Origin of the sequence: Shinella sp. CPCC 101442 (assembly GCF_024704725.1) — a bacterium.
In the GTDB taxonomy this organism is placed as follows: domain Bacteria; phylum Pseudomonadota; class Alphaproteobacteria; order Rhizobiales; family Rhizobiaceae; genus Shinella.
Window position 1 is genome coordinate 1033228 of sequence record NZ_JALIQS010000002.1, and the last position, 16455, is coordinate 1049682.

The window sequence follows — 16455 nt, forward strand, 5'->3', positions numbered from 1 at the left end:
CTATCGCGCCGGCGCTTTCATCAGCTCGCGGCCGATGATGAGCTTTTGCACCTCCGTCGCGCCCTCATAGATGCGCAACGCGCGGATTTCGCGGTAGAGCCGTTCGGTGATCTCGCCTACGCGCACGCCGCGACCGCCGAACAGCTGCAGCGCCTGGTCGATGACCCATTGCGCGTTTTCCGTTGCCGTCATCTTCGCCATGGCCGCCTCGCGGGTCGTCGGCAGCTTCTGCACGTCGCGCTTCCACGCCGTGCGGCTGGTCAGGAGGGCTGCGGCATCGATGGCCGTCGCCATCTCGCCAAGCGTGCTTTGCGCCGTCGGCAGATCGGAGAGCGTGGCACCGAACATCTTTCGGCTTTTCGCATGCGCCACCGCTTCATCGAGCGCCCTGCGGGCAAAGCCGGTCGCTGCGGCGGCGACGGACGGGCGAAAAATGTCGAGCGTTCGCATGGCGATCTTAAATCCCTCGCCGGGGCTGCCAAGCAGCTGTGCGGCCGGGATGCGGCACTTGTCGAAGCGGATGCGGGCCAGCGGATGCGGCGCGATGGTCTCGAGACGCTCGACGATGCTGAAGCCCGGCGTATCGGCGAAGACGACGAAGGCGGAGATGCCACGCGTGCCGGGCGCTTCGCCGGTGCGGGCGAAGACCGTGTAGACATCGGCGATGCCGCCGTTGGAAATCCAGGTCTTTTCGCCGTCGAGAATGAAATCGTCCCCCTCGCGCCGGGCCGCACAGGCCATGGCGGCGACGTCGGAGCCGGCGTCGGGCTCGGAGAGGGCGAAAGCGGAAATCCATTCGCCGCTGGCGACCCTGGGCAGAACCAGCTCCTTCAGCGCCTGCGAACCGGACAGGCTGATCGCACCGGTACCGAGACCCTGCATGGCGAAAGCAAAATCCGCCAGGCCATCCGCATAAGCCAATGTCTCGCGCACCAGGCAGAGCGCCCGGCTGTCGATCTCCTCGCTTGCCCCGCCGAACGCCTTCGGCACGCAATGGCGCAGAATTCCGGCGCCACCGAGTGCCGCAACCAGCTGCCGGCAAGCCGTGTCGACATTGCCGTGGTCGATATTGTCGAGGCCGCCACGGGCGACGAAGCCGTCGAGTTCGACCGCAAGCGCGCGGTGGCTGTCGTCGAAGAACGGCCAGTCGAGATGATCGCGCGTGGGCGCCATGGCGGGAGGCTGCATGTTACTTCCCTTCGAACACGGGTCTGGCCTTGGCGGCGAAGGCTTCGAAGGCGCGGCGGAAATCGCCCGTCGCCATGCAGATCGCCTGCGCCTGCGCCTCCGCCTCGATCATCTGGTCGATGCCCATCGCCCATTCCTGGTCGAGCATCTTCTTCGTCATGGCATGGGCGAACCACGGGCCATCGGCGATGTTCCGGGCGAATTTCTGAGCCTCGGCAAGCACCATATCGCGCTCGTGCAGGGCGTTGTAGAAACCCCAGGAATGGCCTTCCACGGCGCTCATCACGCGACCGGTGAACAGAAGTTCGGCGGCACGGCCCTGACCGATGATGCGGGGAAGGATGCCGCAGGCGCCCATATCGGCGCCCGCCAGCCCAACGCGGGTGAAGAGGAAGGCGGTCTTCGCCTCCGGCGTCGCCACGCGGTAGTCCGAAGCCATGGCGAGGATTGCACCGGCACCGGCGCAGATACCGTCGACGGCGGCGATGATCGGTTGCGGGCAGGCGCGCATCTGGCGCACCAGTTCACCCGTCATGCGGGTGAAGGCGAGAAGGTCGGGCATCGCCATCTCGGTCAGCGGCTCGATGATATCGAACACGTCGCCGCCGGAGGAGAAGTTGCCGGCAGCGCCCGTCAGCACCACGGCGCGCACATCGCTGGCGCGCGTCAGCGCGCGGAAGAGATCGCCCAGCTCCTCGTAGCTTTCGAAGGTCAGCGGGTTCTTCTTGTCCGGGCGATTGAGCGTGATCGTCGCGACGCGGCCATCGACATCCGTTTCGAACAGGAAGTGTTTGGCTTGATGACCCTTGAAGGGACGCTGCTTGGCCTGCATGGGGTTCGTCATGTCGTCTTCCTTCAGAGAATTTCGCCACCGGCGACCGCGATGGCCTGGCCGGTGATCGCGCTCGCCCCTTCGGAGACGAGCCAGGAAACCGTGTGCGCCACCTCGCCCGGGCTCACCAGCCGGCCCTGCGGATTGGAGCGTGCGAGGCTGGCGCGCGCTTCCTCGCGCGAACGGCCGGTCTTCTCGCTGATCGTGTCGAGGGCGCCGTCGATCAGCGGCGTATCGGTAAAGCCGGGGCAGACGGCGTTAACGGTGACGTCGCTGCGCGCCAGCTCCAGCGCGAGCGCCCGCGTCAGGCCGATGACACCGTGTTTGGAGGCGCAATAGGCGGAGACATAGGCGTAGCCGGTAAGGCCGGCGGTGCTGGCGACATTGACGATACGGCCCTTGCCGGCCCGGCGCACGGAGGCGAGTGCCGCCTGCGTGACCAGATAGACGCCCGTTAGGTTGATGGAGAGCACGCGCTGCCAGAGCGCGAAATCGGTCTTTTCGAAGGGTGCGGAGGGTGCTTCACCGGCGCAGTTGACGAGCACGGCGATGTCTCCCGCTGCCGCGATGGCAGCACGGATGCCGCGCTCGACGGCTGCGGCATCCGTCACATCGAAACCGTCCTGCACGAAGGCTTCGCCGCCGGCCGCGCGGATGTCGTCGCGCACCGCCTCCAAAGGCCCTGCCCGCCGACCGGCGAGGCTGACGATATGGCCCTCGGCAGCAAGCGCCAGCGCGATGGCCTTGCCGATGCCGCTGCCGGCACCCGTGACGAAGGCGTGCCGCTTGCTCATGGCTTACCCGCCGTCGCCGCACGGGCAAGGTTGTTCACATATTGCGCGCGGGCGGAATAATATTGTTTTGGCCAGGGCTGGGCATCATAGCCGATCTTCGCCGCCTCGTGCATGACGAAGGACGGGTCGGCCAGATGCGGACGGGCGACGGCGCAGAGATCGGCGCGACCCGCTGCGATGATCGAATTGGCGTGATCGGCCTCGGAAATCGCGCCGACGGCGATGGTCGGCACCTGGATTTCGTTGCGGATCTTGTCGGAGAACGGTGTCTGGAACAGGCGGCCATAGACCGGCCTCTCCTCCTTCACCACCTGGCCGGACGAGCAGTCGATCATGTCGGCGCCGGCCTCCTTGAACATTTTAGCGAAGATCGCCGCATCCTCGGGCGTGTTGCCGCCCTCGTGCCAGTCGTTGGTCGAGAGGCGCACGGAGATCGGCTTGTCCTCAGGCCAGACCTTGCGGATGGCGTGGAACACTTCGAGCGGGAAGCGGGCGCGCGCCGCATGGTCGCCGCCGTAGTCGTCGGTGCGATGGTTGGTCAGCGGCGACAGGAAGCTCGACAGCAGATAGCCGTGCGCGGCGTGCAGTTCGATTATGTCGAAGCCGATGTCGCGGGCCCGTTCGGTCGCCGTCACGAAATCCGCGACGACGCGGTCCATATCCGCACGGGTCATTTCGCGCGGCGTCTCGGAATGCGCGAGATAGGGCACGGCCGAGGCCGAGATCAGCGGCCAGCCACCGTCGGAGAGCGGCTGGTCGATGCCCTCCCAGGCAAGTTTCGTCGCACCCTTGCGGCCGGCATGACCGAGCTGGATGCCGATCTTCGCCGGCGTCTCGTGGTGGACGAAATCGACGATGCGCTTGAAGGCCTGCTGCTGCTCATCGTTCCAGAGGCCGAGGCAGCCGGGCGTGATGCGCGCATCGGGCGACACGCAGGTCATTTCGGGGAAGACGAGAGCCGCGCCACCCATGGCGCGGGCGCCGAGATGGACGAGGTGGAAATCGCCCGGCAGGCCATCCGTCGCCGAATACATCGCCATCGGCGACACGACGATGCGGTTGCGAAGTGTCATCCCCCGCAGCTTGAAGGGCGTGAACATCGGCGGCGGCACGGCACCATCAGCCGCCTTTTCCGCACCCGCCCGCTCGGCGAACCAGCGCTCGAAACCTTCGAGCCAATCCCTGTCGCGCAGGCGTAAGTTCTCGTGGCTGATGCGCTGCGAGCGCGTCAGCATGGAATACATGAACTGTTCCGGCTCCAGCGTATCGGCATAACGCGTGCCCACCACCTCGAACCATTCCATGGCGTTGCGCGCGGCATTCTGGATACGGGCGACATCGACGCGGCGCACCTCCTCGTAAGCGGCGAGCACGGCCGGGATATTGGCCTTGTCATGGCCGATCAGGTCGAACTGGCGTGTGAGTTCGATCGCATCGTCGATGGCGAGCTTGGTGCCCGAGCCGATGGCGAAATGCGCGGTATGGGCGCTGTCGCCCATCAGCACCACATGGCTGTTGCCGTTGAAATGGCTCCACTTCTCGCAGATCAGCCGGCCGAAATTCAGCCAGGCCGAGCCGCGCAGGTGGCGCGCATTGGTCATGAGGCTGTGGCCGTCGAGCGTTTCGGCAAAGAGCTTTTCACAGAAATCGATCGACTGGTCCTGGTCCATCTGGTCAAGCCCGTGGGCCTTGAAAACCTCGTCCGTCGTCTCGACGATGAAGGTCGAGGTCGTGTCGTCGAAGCGATAGACATGCGCCTGGAACCAGCCGTGTTCGGTGCGCTGGAAATCGAAGGTGAAGGCGTCGAACGGCTTGTTGGTGCCGAGCCAGATATAGCGGTTCGGCCGCATGACCATATCCGGCTGGAAGACATCGGCATATCGGTTGCGGATGCGGGAATTGACGCCATCGGCCGCGATGATGAGGTCGGCGTCCGGGAATTCCTCGTCGTCCTGCACGTCGCGTTCGAACAGCAGTTCGACGCCGAGTTCCAGGCAGCGGTCCTGCAGGATGTTGAGCATCTTCTTGCGGCCGATGCCGACGAAGCCGTGGCCGGTCGTGCGGATCTTGCGGCCCTTGAAGACCAGCTCGATATCGTCCCAATGGTTGAACGAAATCTCGATCGCCTCGGCCGTTTCCGGGTCCCACTGGCGCATCGACTGCATGGTTGCATCGGAGAAGACGACGCCCCAGCCGAATGTGTCGAAAGCCCGGTTGCGCTCGACGACGGTGACGTGATGTTCGGGATGCTGTCGCTTCATCAGAAGCGCGAAATAGAGACCGGCAGGCCCACCACCGATACAGACGATCCGCATGTCGTTCTCCTCCCTAGCTCCGGCTGCGTGTGTCGCGGATGCATGTGGCATCTGGACTATGAAAGGCAGGATGGACTCGTTTCGGAGAAACTTCAAGCTTAAAATTGTTTTTGATGCGGCAATGCCTGGAAGGGCACGCACCGGACGCGGCGCGCCCTCACGACGTCATCGAGAATGGGAAAGCAGCGCCTCAGGCGCCGCGTGCGAGCGAGGCGATGACCGAGCGCTTGAGCTTGGCAAGTTCGTCCATCAGAACGCCGCCATCCGCCGGTGCGAGACCGGCGAAGAGATCGGAAATCCAGTCGGCATGACGCGCCGCCATCTTTTCGAATTCGGCGCGGCCGAAGGCGGTGAGCGCGATGATCTGCACGCGGCGGTCGGTCGGAAGCGTCGCGCGGCTGAGATGCCCGCTCTCCGTCAATCGCTCCACGAGAACAGTGATGTTGCCGGGCGAGACCATCATGCGCCTGGAGACCTCGCCGAGCACCATGCCGTCAGGTGCGCGCTCGAGCTGGGCCATCAGGTCGAAGCGCGGCAGGGTGGAATCGAACTCCTCACGCAGCCGTCGGCGGACCTCGCTCTCGACCAGCGTCGAGCAGGTCAGAAGGCGCAGCCAGAGCCGCAGCTCGGCACGATGATCGTGCGGCGCCTCGAGGGCCTTGGTTTCGCCATCCAGCCAGTCCGGCGCGATGGCGAATTCGTCGTCACCCGTCATAACAAAGGTCCGCCTCTTGTCCCGTCGCCTTGCCTTTTAGAGATGTTTGCAGCACTTGGACAGCGCTGTCATTTATGGGCATGCAGAGCGGAAAGCTGCGCCTCGGAACGGTCACCGTCCTCCGACTGGGCAAAAACATTCACCGTCAGGCCGATATGCTCGGCCATCAGGGCCTGCGCACGCGCGGCATCCCGGTCGAGCACGGCCTCCATCAGCTCGGTATGGTGCTCGATCGACATGGCATCATGAAGCGCGGCGACCGCCGCCTCATAGCCCTCCGTCCTGCCCTCGGCCGCCCTGAGCGCCGGGGCAAGGCTGAGGAAACGGTGGTGGCGGCGCAGCTGGTCGGAAACCGTGGCCTGAAAGCGCATGAGCCAGTTCGACCGGGCAGCGCTGATCAACGCGGTGTGGAAGGCGGCATGCCTTTCATCCCACTCGTCGATCTCGGCCTCCGTCGCCGCCTCGACGACAAGCTTGCACCGCGAGAGCCGGTAGTGGGCCGTTACGACCTCCGATTCCCAGGCGCTGTCGCCGCCCGCGATCGATTCCAGAAGGAGCGGAATTTCCACGACCATACGGGCACGCGTGAGATCTTCCAGCGCATCGAGAGAGACCGGCGCTACCGCAAAACCGCGATTGCTGATCGCCGTGACCAGCCCCTCGGCCTCCAGCCGCGACAGCGCCTCGCGCAGCGGCGTCCAGCCGATTTCGTAGCGGTCGCGCAACGCGCCGAGCTTCATGGGCGCGCCCGGCTTCAGCCGCGTTGCGAGAATATCGCGGCGCAGCAGCCGGTAGGCGGATTCGGTCTTGGTCGATTGCTCGTGCTCTTGCATCGAGGTCCCCTGGCGCCGGTATGTCTTCACATCAAATATATATACTTTTGGAGATGCAATCAAAATATATATATTATTTGACAAGCCGCTCCACCGTCGCCATGATCCCCGTCAAGCCGCTGAGGAACGGCGGCCGCTTGTCGTATCTGGGAGGATTTCATGAGCAGGCTTACAAAGACGTGGTTTTCGGGATTGGTCATGGCGGGCGCACTCGCCTTGAGCGCTGCAACCGCGGCCGCAGAGCCGATCCGCATCGGCATCGCCAATTTCGGTGAACATCCGCAGCTCGCGGCATCGATCACCGGCTTCAAGAAGGCTTTGGCCGAGAACGGCTTCGTCGAGGGCACCGACGTCGTCTACACCGAGAGCCACACCAACTTCGACGCATCGCTGGTGCCGCAGATGATCGCCAAGCTTCAGGCCGAACAGCCGAAGCTGATCTATACCATCACCACCCCCGTCTCGCAGATTGCCAAGAAGGCGCTTGCCGGCTCCGGCATTCCGGTCGTCTTCTCCGCCGTCACCGATCCCGTGGCTGCCAAGCTGGTTCCCTCCTGGGAGGCCGGCGACGAGGGCATGACGGGTGCGACCGACCTTCAGGACGTCGCAGCCGTGATGGAATTCGCCCACAAGCTGCTGCCGAACGCCAAGCGTTTCGGCGTTCCCTACAATCCGGGCGAGGCGAACGACGTGGCGCTGCTCGACAAGATCAAGGAAGCCGCCCCCGCGGCCGGCTTCGAGGTCGTGGATGTCGGCGTCGACAACGTCAACGACATCCAGCAGCGCATCGCCTCCTTCGCAGGCAAGGCCGATGTGATCTACACGCCCGCATCCAACCTGCTCCAGCCGGCGATCGCCGCCGTTTCGGCCGCCGCACGCCAGGCGCAGATCCCGATCGTCAACTCCGATGACGGTGCCGTGCGCGATGGCGTCGTTCCGGCAAGCTTTGCCGTGAACTACGAGCAGGTCGGCCTTGCCGCCGGCAAGATCGCCGCGGACATCCTGAAGGGCAAGGACCCGAAGTCCATCGCCCCGTGGCGCCCGGCCTATGAGGACCACAAGCCGCTGATCTCCAAGAAGACGCTCGCCGCCTTCGGCCTCGAAGTGCCCGCTTCGCTTGCCGATTGCGGCTGCCTGATCGACTGATCCGACCTCGCTTCTATCCGGTGACGGCGCTTTCGGCGCCGTCACCCCATAATAAAGGGGGAGCCAATGCTGGAAATCCAGTCGGCACGAAAAGTGTTCTACAAGGGGCAGGCGGACGAAAAGACCGCGCTCAACGACCTCAACCTGCGGCTCGGAACAGGCGAGTTCGGCGTCGTCATCGGCTCCAACGGCGCCGGCAAGAGCAGCATGCTCAATGCCATCTCCGGCGCACTCGTGCTCGACACGGGCAAGATTCTCATCAACGGCGACGACGTGACGGCGATGCCGGTGCACAAGCGCGCCATGCGCCTCGCACGCGTTTTCCAGGACCCGATGAAGGGCACCGCTGCCTCGATGACAGTGGCCGAAAACATGTTGCTGGCGGAACTGCGCGCCAACAAGCGCACGCTGCGCCGCGGCCTCAACCCGGCGCGGCTCGCCGCCTACAAGGAGCGGCTCTCGCTGCTCGGCCTCGGCCTCGAAAACCGTTTGAATACACGCGTGGAACTGCTTTCCGGCGGACAGCGGCAATCGCTTTCGCTGATCATGGCGGTCGGTGGCTCGCCGGAGCTGCTTTTGCTCGACGAACACACCGCAGCGCTCGATCCGCGCACCGCCGACATCGTGATGCAGGCGACGATCCGCGCCGTCGAGGCGCTGAAGCTCACCACGCTGATGGTGACGCACAACATGCAGCACGCCGTGGATTTCGGCCACCGGGTCATCATGCTCGATGCCGGCCGCGTGCGCCTCGAAATCGCTGGCGCCGAGAAGACGGCGATCACGGTCCCGGACCTGATCGGCCATTTCTCCGTCAAAACCGACCGCATGTTTCTGGCGAGCTGACGACCATGGATTTCCTGCAAAACACCCTTGCGAGCTTCGTCTCGCTCGTTCCCGTCACGCTGGCGCAGAGCCTCATCCTCGCCTTCGTCGTGCTCGGCATCATGATCCCCTTCCGCATGCTTAGCTTTCCGGACCTGACCAGCGAGGGCGCTTTCCCGCTCGGCGGCTGCGTCTGCGGCGTGCTGATGGCGGCGGGAATGTCTCCCCTGCCGGCGATCCTGGTCGCGCTTCTCGCCGGCTTCGTCGCCGGCTGCTGCACCGCCTTCATCCATCTGCGTTTCCGCATCCATACGCTGCTCGCGGGCATCCTGATGATGACGATGCTCTATTCGATCAACCTGCGCATCATGGGCCGCTCGAACCTCTCGGTCTTCGGCTCGACCACCGTGTTCGACTGGGTGCCTTTCCTGCAGCCGGGCTTTCCGGCGAGCAAGATCGTGATGGCCGGCCTGATCGGTCTCATCGTCTTCGCGCTGCTTCTGCATTTCTTCCGCACGGAGAAGGGCACGGCGGTTCGCGCGGTCGGCGCCAATCCCGACATGGCCGAGGCGCAGGGCATCAATGTCTGGCTCGCCACCATCGGCGGCGTCGGACTTGCCGGAGCGTTTTCCGCCACGGGCGGCGCGCTGATGGTGCAGTCGCAGGGCTTTGCCGACGTCAATATGGGTCTCGGCATTCTGATCAACGGCCTTGCGGCCCTGATGATCGGCGAGGCGATCGTCGGCAAGAGCAGCGTGCCGCGCCAGCTCGCCGCCCCCTTCGTCGGCGCCATCGTCTATTACCAGCTCGTCTCCTTCTGCCTTGCCGCCGGCATGCCGCCGCCGGATCTAAAGCTGGCGACAGGCCTCTTCGTGCTCGCCATGCTGGCCCTGCCGAGCCTCAAGCGCAGCCGTGGCCCCGCGCCCGCCCGCGAAACCGTTCGTGAATAGGATTTTCCGATGACTGCCATTCCCGATTTCGTCCAGATCGAAGCCATGGACGCGGCCGACGGGCTGCGGGCCTTCCGCGAGCGCTTCATCCTGCCGGATGGTCTCATCTATCTCGACGGCAATTCGCTGGGCGTCGCCTCCAAGGCCGCTTTCACGGAGTTGCAGAAGGCGGCCACGGAGGAGTGGGCGCACGATCTCATCCGCAGCTGGAACACGGCCGGCTGGTTCGACATGCCGCTGACGCTCGGCGACCGCGTCGGCCGGCTGATCGGTGCGGCGGCCGGCCAGACTGCGGTTTGCGACACGACCTCGATCAACATCTACAAGGCGCTGCACGCGGCGATGGCGCTCAGGCCCGACCGCTCGGTGATCGTCAGCGAAGGCGGCAGTTTTCCGACGGACCTCTACATGGCGGAAGGCGCGCTCTCGACGCGGCCCGGCGGATCGCTCCGCCTCGAAGGCGTCGATGCGCCTGATATAGAGGCGCTGATCGACAGCGATGTCGCCGTGGTTCTGGTCAACCACGTCAACTACAAGTCCGGCGAACTGCGCGACATGGCGGCACTAACGAAGAAGGCGCACGAACATGGCGCGCTCGTCATCTGGGATCTCTGCCATACGGCGGGCGCCCTGCCTGTCGATCTCGACGGCGCCAATGTCGATTTCGCCGTCGGCTGCACCTACAAATACCTGAACGGCGGCCCCGGTGCGCCGGCCTTCATCTATGCCGCCACCCGCCACCACGGCGATATCAGCCAGCCGCTCAGCGGCTGGTGGGGCCATGCACGCCCCTTCGCCTTCGAAAAGAGCTATGCAGCCGGCCAGGGTATCCGCCGCTTTCTCTGCGGCACCCAGCCGATCCTGTCGCTGCGCGCGCTGAAAGGGGCGCTCGACATCTGGGAGGAGGTCGACATGGCGGCGCTCCGCGAAAAGAGCCTCGGCCTCACCGATCTCTTCATTGCGCTCGTCGAGGAAAAATGCGCCGCCTATGGCCTCGAACTGGAAAGCCCACGCGACCGGTCGAAGCGCGGCAGCCAGGTCTCGTTCAGCCATCCGAACGCCTACGAGATCATGCAGGCCCTGATCGCCCGCGATGTCATTGGCGATTTCCGGGCACCCTCCACCATGCGCTTCGGCTTCACGCCGCTTTATGTGAGCTATGCCGATGTGTGGAAGGCGGTCGAGATCCTCGAGGAGATCCTGCGCACCGACGCATGGCGGGATGCACGTTTCGCCGTGCGCGCGGCCGTGACCTGAGCTTACGGCCGCGGCCGGTTTTACCGCCTACGGCCTCTCAACCCCGTGGACCTTTCATGATCGCGCCACATCGTCCGACACTTGAGGAAATCACCGAGGCGCGCAGGCGCATCGCCCCCCATCTCGCCCGCACGCCACTGGCCAAACTCGATCTCGGCCTTCGGGACCGGCAGATTTTTCTCAAGCTTGAAACCCTGTCGCCGATCGGCGCCTTCAAGCTGCGCCCTGCCCTGAACGCCGTGTTGTCGCGCGATCCCGCAACCCTTCGCCACGGCATCGCGGTCACCAGTTCCGGCAACATGGCCTATGGCATGGCCTGGGCGGCGCGGCTCGTCGGCGTGCCGATGGTCGCCTACATGTATCGCGGCGCGCCGCAGACCAAGATCGACGGCGTGCGCGCCCTTGGCGGCGAGGTGCGCTTCATCAGCGCCGAGACCTGGTGGGACTACATCGTCGGCGCGGACCGCCCGGACGCGCCGGAGTTGCTGATCAACCCCGTGACCGACCAGACAGTGCTCGACGGCAACGGCTCCATCGGCATGGAGATCGTCGAGGACCTGCCCGAGGTCGATGCGGTGCTCACCCCCTATGGCGGCGGCAGTATGACCACGGGCGTCGCCAGCGCCATCAAGGCCGTTTGCGGGCGGGCGCGTGTCTTTGCCATCGAGGATGACAGCGCCGCACCCCTCACCGCAGCACTGTCGGCCGGAAAGATCGTGACGATCGAAACCCGCCCGTCCTTCATCAAGAGCATCGGCGGACCGTCGCTGGTGCCGCAGATCTGGCCTATCGCCAAGGACCTGATCGACGGCGCCATCGCCGTCAGCCCCCGTGAGGTTACGGAAGCGATGCGGCTCCTGTTCCGGAAAGCCAAGATCGTGGCCGAGGGTGCAGGGGCGGCCGCGGTCGCGGCGGCCATCGCAAGGCCGGATCTGACCGGCAACGTCGTCTGCGTTGTCTCCGGCGGCAACATCGATGCCGAGGCCTATTCCGCGGTGCTCGCGGGCGGCATCCCGGCCGCCTGAGGATCAGACGCCGAGATAGCGGTCCTGAAGCTCCGGCGTCAGCGCTGCCGGGGCGCCCTCGAAGACCGTCCTTCCCTTTTCCAGCACGAAGCAGCGGTCTGCCACCGGCAGCAGTTCCGAGAGCGTCTTGTCGACCACGAGGATCGACTGACCCGCCGCCTTCAACCTGCGGATCGCCGACCAGATATCCTGCCGAATGACGGGAGCAAGCCCCTCCGTCGCCTCGTCGAGGATGAGCAGGCGCGGATTGGTCATCAGCGCACGGCCGATGGCGAGCATCTGCTGCTCGCCGCCCGAGAGCGTGCGGGCATATTGATCGCGCCGTTCGCCAAGGCGGGGGAAGAGATCGGCGACCTTGGCAAACGTCCAGTCGTCGCCGCGGGCCGTGGCGACGAGGTTTTCCATGACCGTCAGGTTGGGAAAACAGCGCCGCCCCTCGGGCACGAGGCCGAGACCGAGCCGAGCAATGCGGTGCGGCCGCATGCCGAAGACCGCCTTGCCGCCAAAACTGATCGTGCCCGAGCGCGGGCGCACGAGACCGATCGTCGAATTGATCGTCGTCGTCTTGCCCATGCCGTTGCGGCCCATCAGCGCAACGACTTCGCCCTCCCTGATATCGAGATCGACGCCGAAGAGCGCCTGGGAGGCACCGTAGAAGGTTTCGAGGCCTTTGAGAGAAAGCAGGGTCACGCGGCCTCTCCCAGATAGGCACGGCGCACTTCGGGGTCGCGGCGGATTTCATCGACCGTGCCGGTCGCGATGATACGGCCATAGACGAGCACCGAGATGCGGTCGGCGAGCGCGAAGACGGCGTCCATGTCATGCTCCACCAGCAGCATCGGCGCTTCCTGACGCAGGCCGTCGAGGAAGGCGGTCAGCTGCTTGGAGCTTTCCGGCCCCATTCCCGCCATGGGCTCATCGAACAGAAAGGCCTTTGGCGACAGCGCCAGCGCGATGGCGATTTCGAGCTGCCGGCGTTCGCCATGGGAAAGCTCGGCTGCCGATATCTGCGCGCGGTGGGCCAGGCCGACGCGCTCCAGCACGGTCATGGCGGGGTCGATCAGGCTCCTGTCGGCGGTCACCTGCCGGAAGAAGCGGAAGCTGCTGCCCTCCTTCGCCTGGACCGCCAGCATGACGTTTCGGAGCGCTGAGAACTCCTGGGCGAGCGACGAAATCTGAAAGCTGCGGGCAAGGCCAAGCCTTGCACGCGCGGCCATGTCGAGCCCACCGATATCCTGGCCGAGGAAGCGGATGGTGCCGCTGTCGGCTTTGAGCGAACCGGCGATCTGGTGGATGAGCGTGCTCTTGCCCGCACCGTTCGGGCCGATCAGCGCGTGGATCTGGCCGGGATGGAGGTCGAGGCTGACGCCGTCCGTCGCCTTGAGCGCGTTGAAGGACTTTCGGAGATCGCGAATTTCGAGAATGGGCTCAGACATGGCGCGGCTTTCCCGAAACGAGACCAAGGAACCCGCCGCGCGCAAAGAGCACGATGCCGAGCAGGATGAGGCCGAGGAAGAACTGCCAGCGCTCGGTGATGCCGCCAAGCACATATTCGAGGCTGACGAAGATCATGGCACCGGCGACCGGCCCGAACAGCCGCCCCTTGCCGCCAAGGATGATCAGCACCATCAGCTCGCCCGACATGTGCCAGGAAAGCATGGACGGGCCGACGAAGCGGTTGAGATCGGCATAGAGTGCGCCGGCAAGGCCGGTGATCATCGCCGACAGCATGAAAGCGACGAGGCGGATCTTGAACGGCGGAATGCCGACGGCGGCAAGACGCACGCCATTCTGCCGCGCCGCCTGCAAAGCACTGCCGAAGCGCGAGCCCTCGATGAGCCGGAAGAGCAGGAGTGCTGCCATGAGGACGGCGAAGCATACCAGGAAATAGGGCAGCGGCTGCGCGGTGTTGATGCCCGGGAAGGCGTTGCGCACGTAGATCGACAGCCCGTCCTCGCCGCCATAGGCCGGCCAGGAAATCGCGAAATAGTAGATCATCTGCGCGAAGGCGAGCGTGATCATGATGAAATAGACGCCCGTGGTGCGCAGGCTGATCGCACCGATCGGTAGGGCGACGAGGCCGGCGACGAGGACAGCGACCAGCCAGATCAGCGGCATCGAGGTCGTGCCGGGAATGCCGGCGAAAAGCGGTTCGGCATTGAAGGCATGGGTCGCCAGGATGCCGGCGGCATAGCCGCCGAGGCCGAAGAAGGCGGCGTGGCCAAAGGAGAGCAGCCCGCCCAGACCCAGCGCCAGATTGAGGCCGACGGCGGCGAGCGCAAGCACGACGACGCGGGTCGCGAGCGTCACATAGAAGGGTTCCCCCATGCCGGCCGCAACCAGCGGCAAGGCGAGAAGAACAGCGGCGAGCAACAGGTTGATGGTAGTTTCGCGCTTCATCGGGGCCTCACGATTGCGCCGCGAACAGGCCGCTCGGCCTGAAGGCGAGGATGAGGGCCATGACGACATAGATCAGCATGGAAGCGAGAGCTGCACCGATGGTCGTGGCCTGCGCGGCGGGCATGGTGAGCGCAAGCAGCGAGGGCAGCAGGAAACGCCCCATCGTATCCACCACGCCGACGATGACGGCACCGACGAGCGCGCCTTTGATGGAACCTATGCCGCCGATGACGATGACGACGAAAGCGAGGATGAGCACCGGTTCGCCCATGCCGACCTGCACGGACTGCAGCGCGCCGACCAGCGCGCCGGCAAGGCCCGCAAGGGCGGCACCGAGCGCGAACACGACCGTATAGAGCGTGCTGATATCGACGCCGAGGGCGCCAATCATCTCGCGGTCGGACTCACCGGCGCGGATACGCATGCCAAGGCGGGTTTTCGAGATCAGCAGGTAGAGACCGACGGCGACCAGGATGCCGACGGCAATGATGGCCAGACGATAGAGCTGGTATTGCCCGCCGCCCGGCAGCGGCACGGCCCCCTGCAGCAGTTTCGGAATATCGAGATAGAGCGGGAAGGAGCCGAAGAGCCAGCGCGCGCCCTCGGAGAGGATCAGGATCAGCGCGAAGGTGGCGAGCACCTGATCGAGATGATCACGGTCGTAGAGCCGTCTGATGACGGCGACCTCGATCAGCGCTCCGACGCCGGCCGCCGCCGCAAGGCTGGCGATGAGGCCGAGCCAGAAGGAACCGGTGGCAGCCGCCACCGTGGCGCAGGCGAAGGCGCCGATCATGTAGAGCGAGCCATGCGCGAGATTGATGAGGCCCATGACGCCGAAGATCAGCGTCAGGCCGGCGGCCATCAGGAACAGCATCACGCCGAGCTGCAGCCCGTTGAGCAGTTGTTCGATCAGAAGTGCGGTGAACACGGCGTCGGTCCGGGCTTCGGGTCACAGGATACCGACCGGGCGCCGGCACAAGGCCGCACGCCCGGGCGATCAGACGTCAGCGAGCCTTAGAGGCCGCACTGTTCGGCGTAGGCGTCCTTATGCTTTTCGAAGGCGGTCGCGACGATCTTGTTGGTCAAGACATCGCCATCCTTCACCACTTCGCGCACATAGATGTTCTGGATCGGGTGCTGGTTGGTGTTGAAGGTGAAATCGCCGCGCACGGACTTGAAATCCGCAGCCTTCAGCGCTGCGCGGAAGGCGTCCTTGTCCTTGACGCTCGCCTTGGAAAGCGCCGAGAGGATGAGGTTGGCCGTATCCCAGCTCTGCGCCGCGTAAACCGACGGCAGGCGGTTGTATTCGGCCTTGAAGGCCTGGACGAAGGCCTTGCTCGCCTCGTTGTCGAGGTCCGGCGACCAGCTGGCGGAGTTCTTCACGCCGAGTGCTGCGTCACCCACGGCCGGCAGAACGTCCTGGTCGAAGGAGAAGGCCGGGCCCATGACCGGGATGCCGACGCCCGACTGGGCATATTGCTTCATGAAGGCGATGCCCATGCCGCCGGGCAGGAAGAAGTAGACGGAATCGGCACCGGAAGCGCGGATCTGGGCGATCTCCGCCGCATAGTCCGTCTGGCCGACCTGGGTATAGACCTCACCCGAGAGCGCGCCCTTGTAGAAGCGCTTGAAGCCGGTCAGGGCGTCCTTGCCGGCGGGATAGTTCGGCGCGAGGACAAAGGTGTTCTTGTAGTCCTTGTTGGCGTATTCGCCCATGCCCTCGTGGAAATTGTCGTTCTGGTAGGCGACGTTGAAATAGTTCGCGTTGCAGTTCGCACCGGCGAGCGCCGACGGGCCGGCATTCGGCGAGAGGTAGATGACGTCCTGCGCCACCGTGTTCGGCACGACGGCCATGGCGAGGTTGGACCAGATGATGCCGGTCATCAGGTCGACCTTGTCGCCCTGGATCATCTTTTCCGCGATCTGAACGGCCAGTTCCGGCTTCTGCGCGTCGTCCTCCACGACGAGCTCGATATCCTTGTTGCCCGACTGCTTGATGGCGAGCTGGAAGGCATCGCGCATGTCGATGCCGAGACCGGCACCACCGCCGGAAAGCGTGGTGATCACGCCGATCTTGACCGGCTCGGCATAGGCGAGGCCGGATGTCGCGAGCGAAAGGCCAAAGAGGCTTGCTGCCAGAATGCGCTTCATGCTGTTCTCCTCATATAGTTCGGT

Annotated in this window: 16 protein-coding genes; 5 read left to right on the top strand and 11 right to left on the bottom strand. The window is 64.9% G+C overall.

The genetic code is table 11. The features are described from left to right. The 6 genes from MUO32_RS10275 to MUO32_RS10300 form a co-directional block, all read right to left on the bottom strand. Positions 1-1188 carry an acyl-CoA dehydrogenase family protein gene (locus tag MUO32_RS10275; protein WP_257948125.1) on the bottom strand — a complete coding sequence of 396 codons (1188 nt, stop codon included), beginning with the start codon at positions 1186-1188 and terminating at the stop codon, positions 1-3. A 1-nt stretch (position 1189) separates the two neighbouring features. Further along, entirely contained in the window at positions 1190-2032 is an 843-nt protein-coding gene (locus MUO32_RS10280) for an enoyl-CoA hydratase family protein (RefSeq protein ID WP_257948126.1), read from the bottom strand. Positions 2033-2043: 11 nt separating this feature from the next. Further along, positions 2044-2814, bottom strand: coding sequence for an SDR family NAD(P)-dependent oxidoreductase (locus MUO32_RS10285; RefSeq protein WP_257948128.1), 771 nt, complete (start codon positions 2812-2814; stop codon positions 2044-2046). Continuing rightward, entirely contained in the window at positions 2811-5129 is a 2319-nt protein-coding gene (locus MUO32_RS10290; protein WP_257948129.1) for a bifunctional salicylyl-CoA 5-hydroxylase/oxidoreductase, read from the bottom strand. The genes MUO32_RS10285 and MUO32_RS10290 overlap by 4 nt, the downstream gene beginning before the upstream one ends. Positions 5130-5319: 190 nt before the next feature. After that, positions 5320-5844, bottom strand: coding sequence for a MarR family winged helix-turn-helix transcriptional regulator (locus tag MUO32_RS10295; RefSeq protein WP_257948130.1), 525 nt, complete (start codon positions 5842-5844; stop codon positions 5320-5322). A 68-nt stretch (positions 5845-5912) separates the two neighbouring features. Continuing rightward, the gene (locus MUO32_RS10300; RefSeq protein ID WP_257948131.1) at positions 5913-6677 is read right to left on the bottom strand and encodes a GntR family transcriptional regulator; all 765 of its coding nucleotides are present in this window, start codon (positions 6675-6677) and stop codon (positions 5913-5915) included. 159 nt (positions 6678-6836) lie between these two features. Here MUO32_RS10300 and MUO32_RS10305 point away from each other — a divergent pair, with 159 nt between their 5' ends. From MUO32_RS10305 to MUO32_RS10325, 5 genes are all read left to right on the top strand, one after another. Beyond that, positions 6837-7823, top strand: coding sequence for an ABC transporter substrate-binding protein (locus tag MUO32_RS10305; protein WP_257948132.1), 987 nt, complete (start codon positions 6837-6839; stop codon positions 7821-7823). A 66-nt stretch (positions 7824-7889) separates the two neighbouring features. Beyond that, complete coding sequence (locus tag MUO32_RS10310) at positions 7890-8669, top strand: ABC transporter ATP-binding protein (RefSeq protein WP_257948134.1); 780 nt, start codon at positions 7890-7892, stop codon at positions 8667-8669. Between the two features lie 5 nt (positions 8670-8674). Further along, a complete protein-coding gene (locus tag MUO32_RS10315) occupies positions 8675-9598 on the top strand; it encodes an ABC transporter permease (RefSeq protein ID WP_257948135.1) in 924 nt (307 codons plus the stop codon). A 9-nt stretch (positions 9599-9607) separates the two neighbouring features. Continuing rightward, positions 9608-10855, top strand: coding sequence for a kynureninase (kynU, locus tag MUO32_RS10320; RefSeq protein WP_257948136.1), 1248 nt, complete (start codon positions 9608-9610; stop codon positions 10853-10855). Positions 10856-10911: 56 nt separating this feature from the next. Continuing rightward, on the top strand, positions 10912-11880 hold the full coding sequence (locus tag MUO32_RS10325) for a threonine/serine dehydratase (protein WP_257948137.1): 969 nt from the start codon (positions 10912-10914) through the stop codon (positions 11878-11880). 3 nt (positions 11881-11883) lie between these two features. On the opposite strand, the gene MUO32_RS10330 is transcribed toward MUO32_RS10325, so the two are convergent. The 5 genes from MUO32_RS10330 to MUO32_RS10350 form a co-directional block, all read right to left on the bottom strand. After that, on the bottom strand, positions 11884-12570 hold the full coding sequence (locus MUO32_RS10330; protein ID WP_257948138.1) for an ABC transporter ATP-binding protein: 687 nt from the start codon (positions 12568-12570) through the stop codon (positions 11884-11886). Then, positions 12567-13316 (bottom strand): ABC transporter ATP-binding protein, encoded by a 750-nt coding sequence (locus tag MUO32_RS10335; protein WP_257948139.1) that lies wholly within the window; start codon positions 13314-13316, stop codon positions 12567-12569. Before MUO32_RS10335 ends, MUO32_RS10330 begins: the two co-directional genes overlap by 4 nt. After that, positions 13309-14280, bottom strand: a complete 972-nt coding sequence (locus MUO32_RS10340) for a branched-chain amino acid ABC transporter permease (RefSeq protein WP_257948140.1) — start codon at positions 14278-14280, stop codon at positions 13309-13311. The genes MUO32_RS10335 and MUO32_RS10340 overlap by 8 nt, the downstream gene beginning before the upstream one ends. A gap of 7 nt (positions 14281-14287) precedes the next feature. Continuing rightward, complete coding sequence (locus MUO32_RS10345) at positions 14288-15208, bottom strand: branched-chain amino acid ABC transporter permease (protein ID WP_257948142.1); 921 nt, start codon at positions 15206-15208, stop codon at positions 14288-14290. Between the two features lie 86 nt (positions 15209-15294). Then, the gene (locus MUO32_RS10350; RefSeq protein ID WP_257948143.1) at positions 15295-16431 is read right to left on the bottom strand and encodes an ABC transporter substrate-binding protein; all 1137 of its coding nucleotides are present in this window, start codon (positions 16429-16431) and stop codon (positions 15295-15297) included. Between the last annotated feature and the right edge of the window lie 24 nt (positions 16432-16455).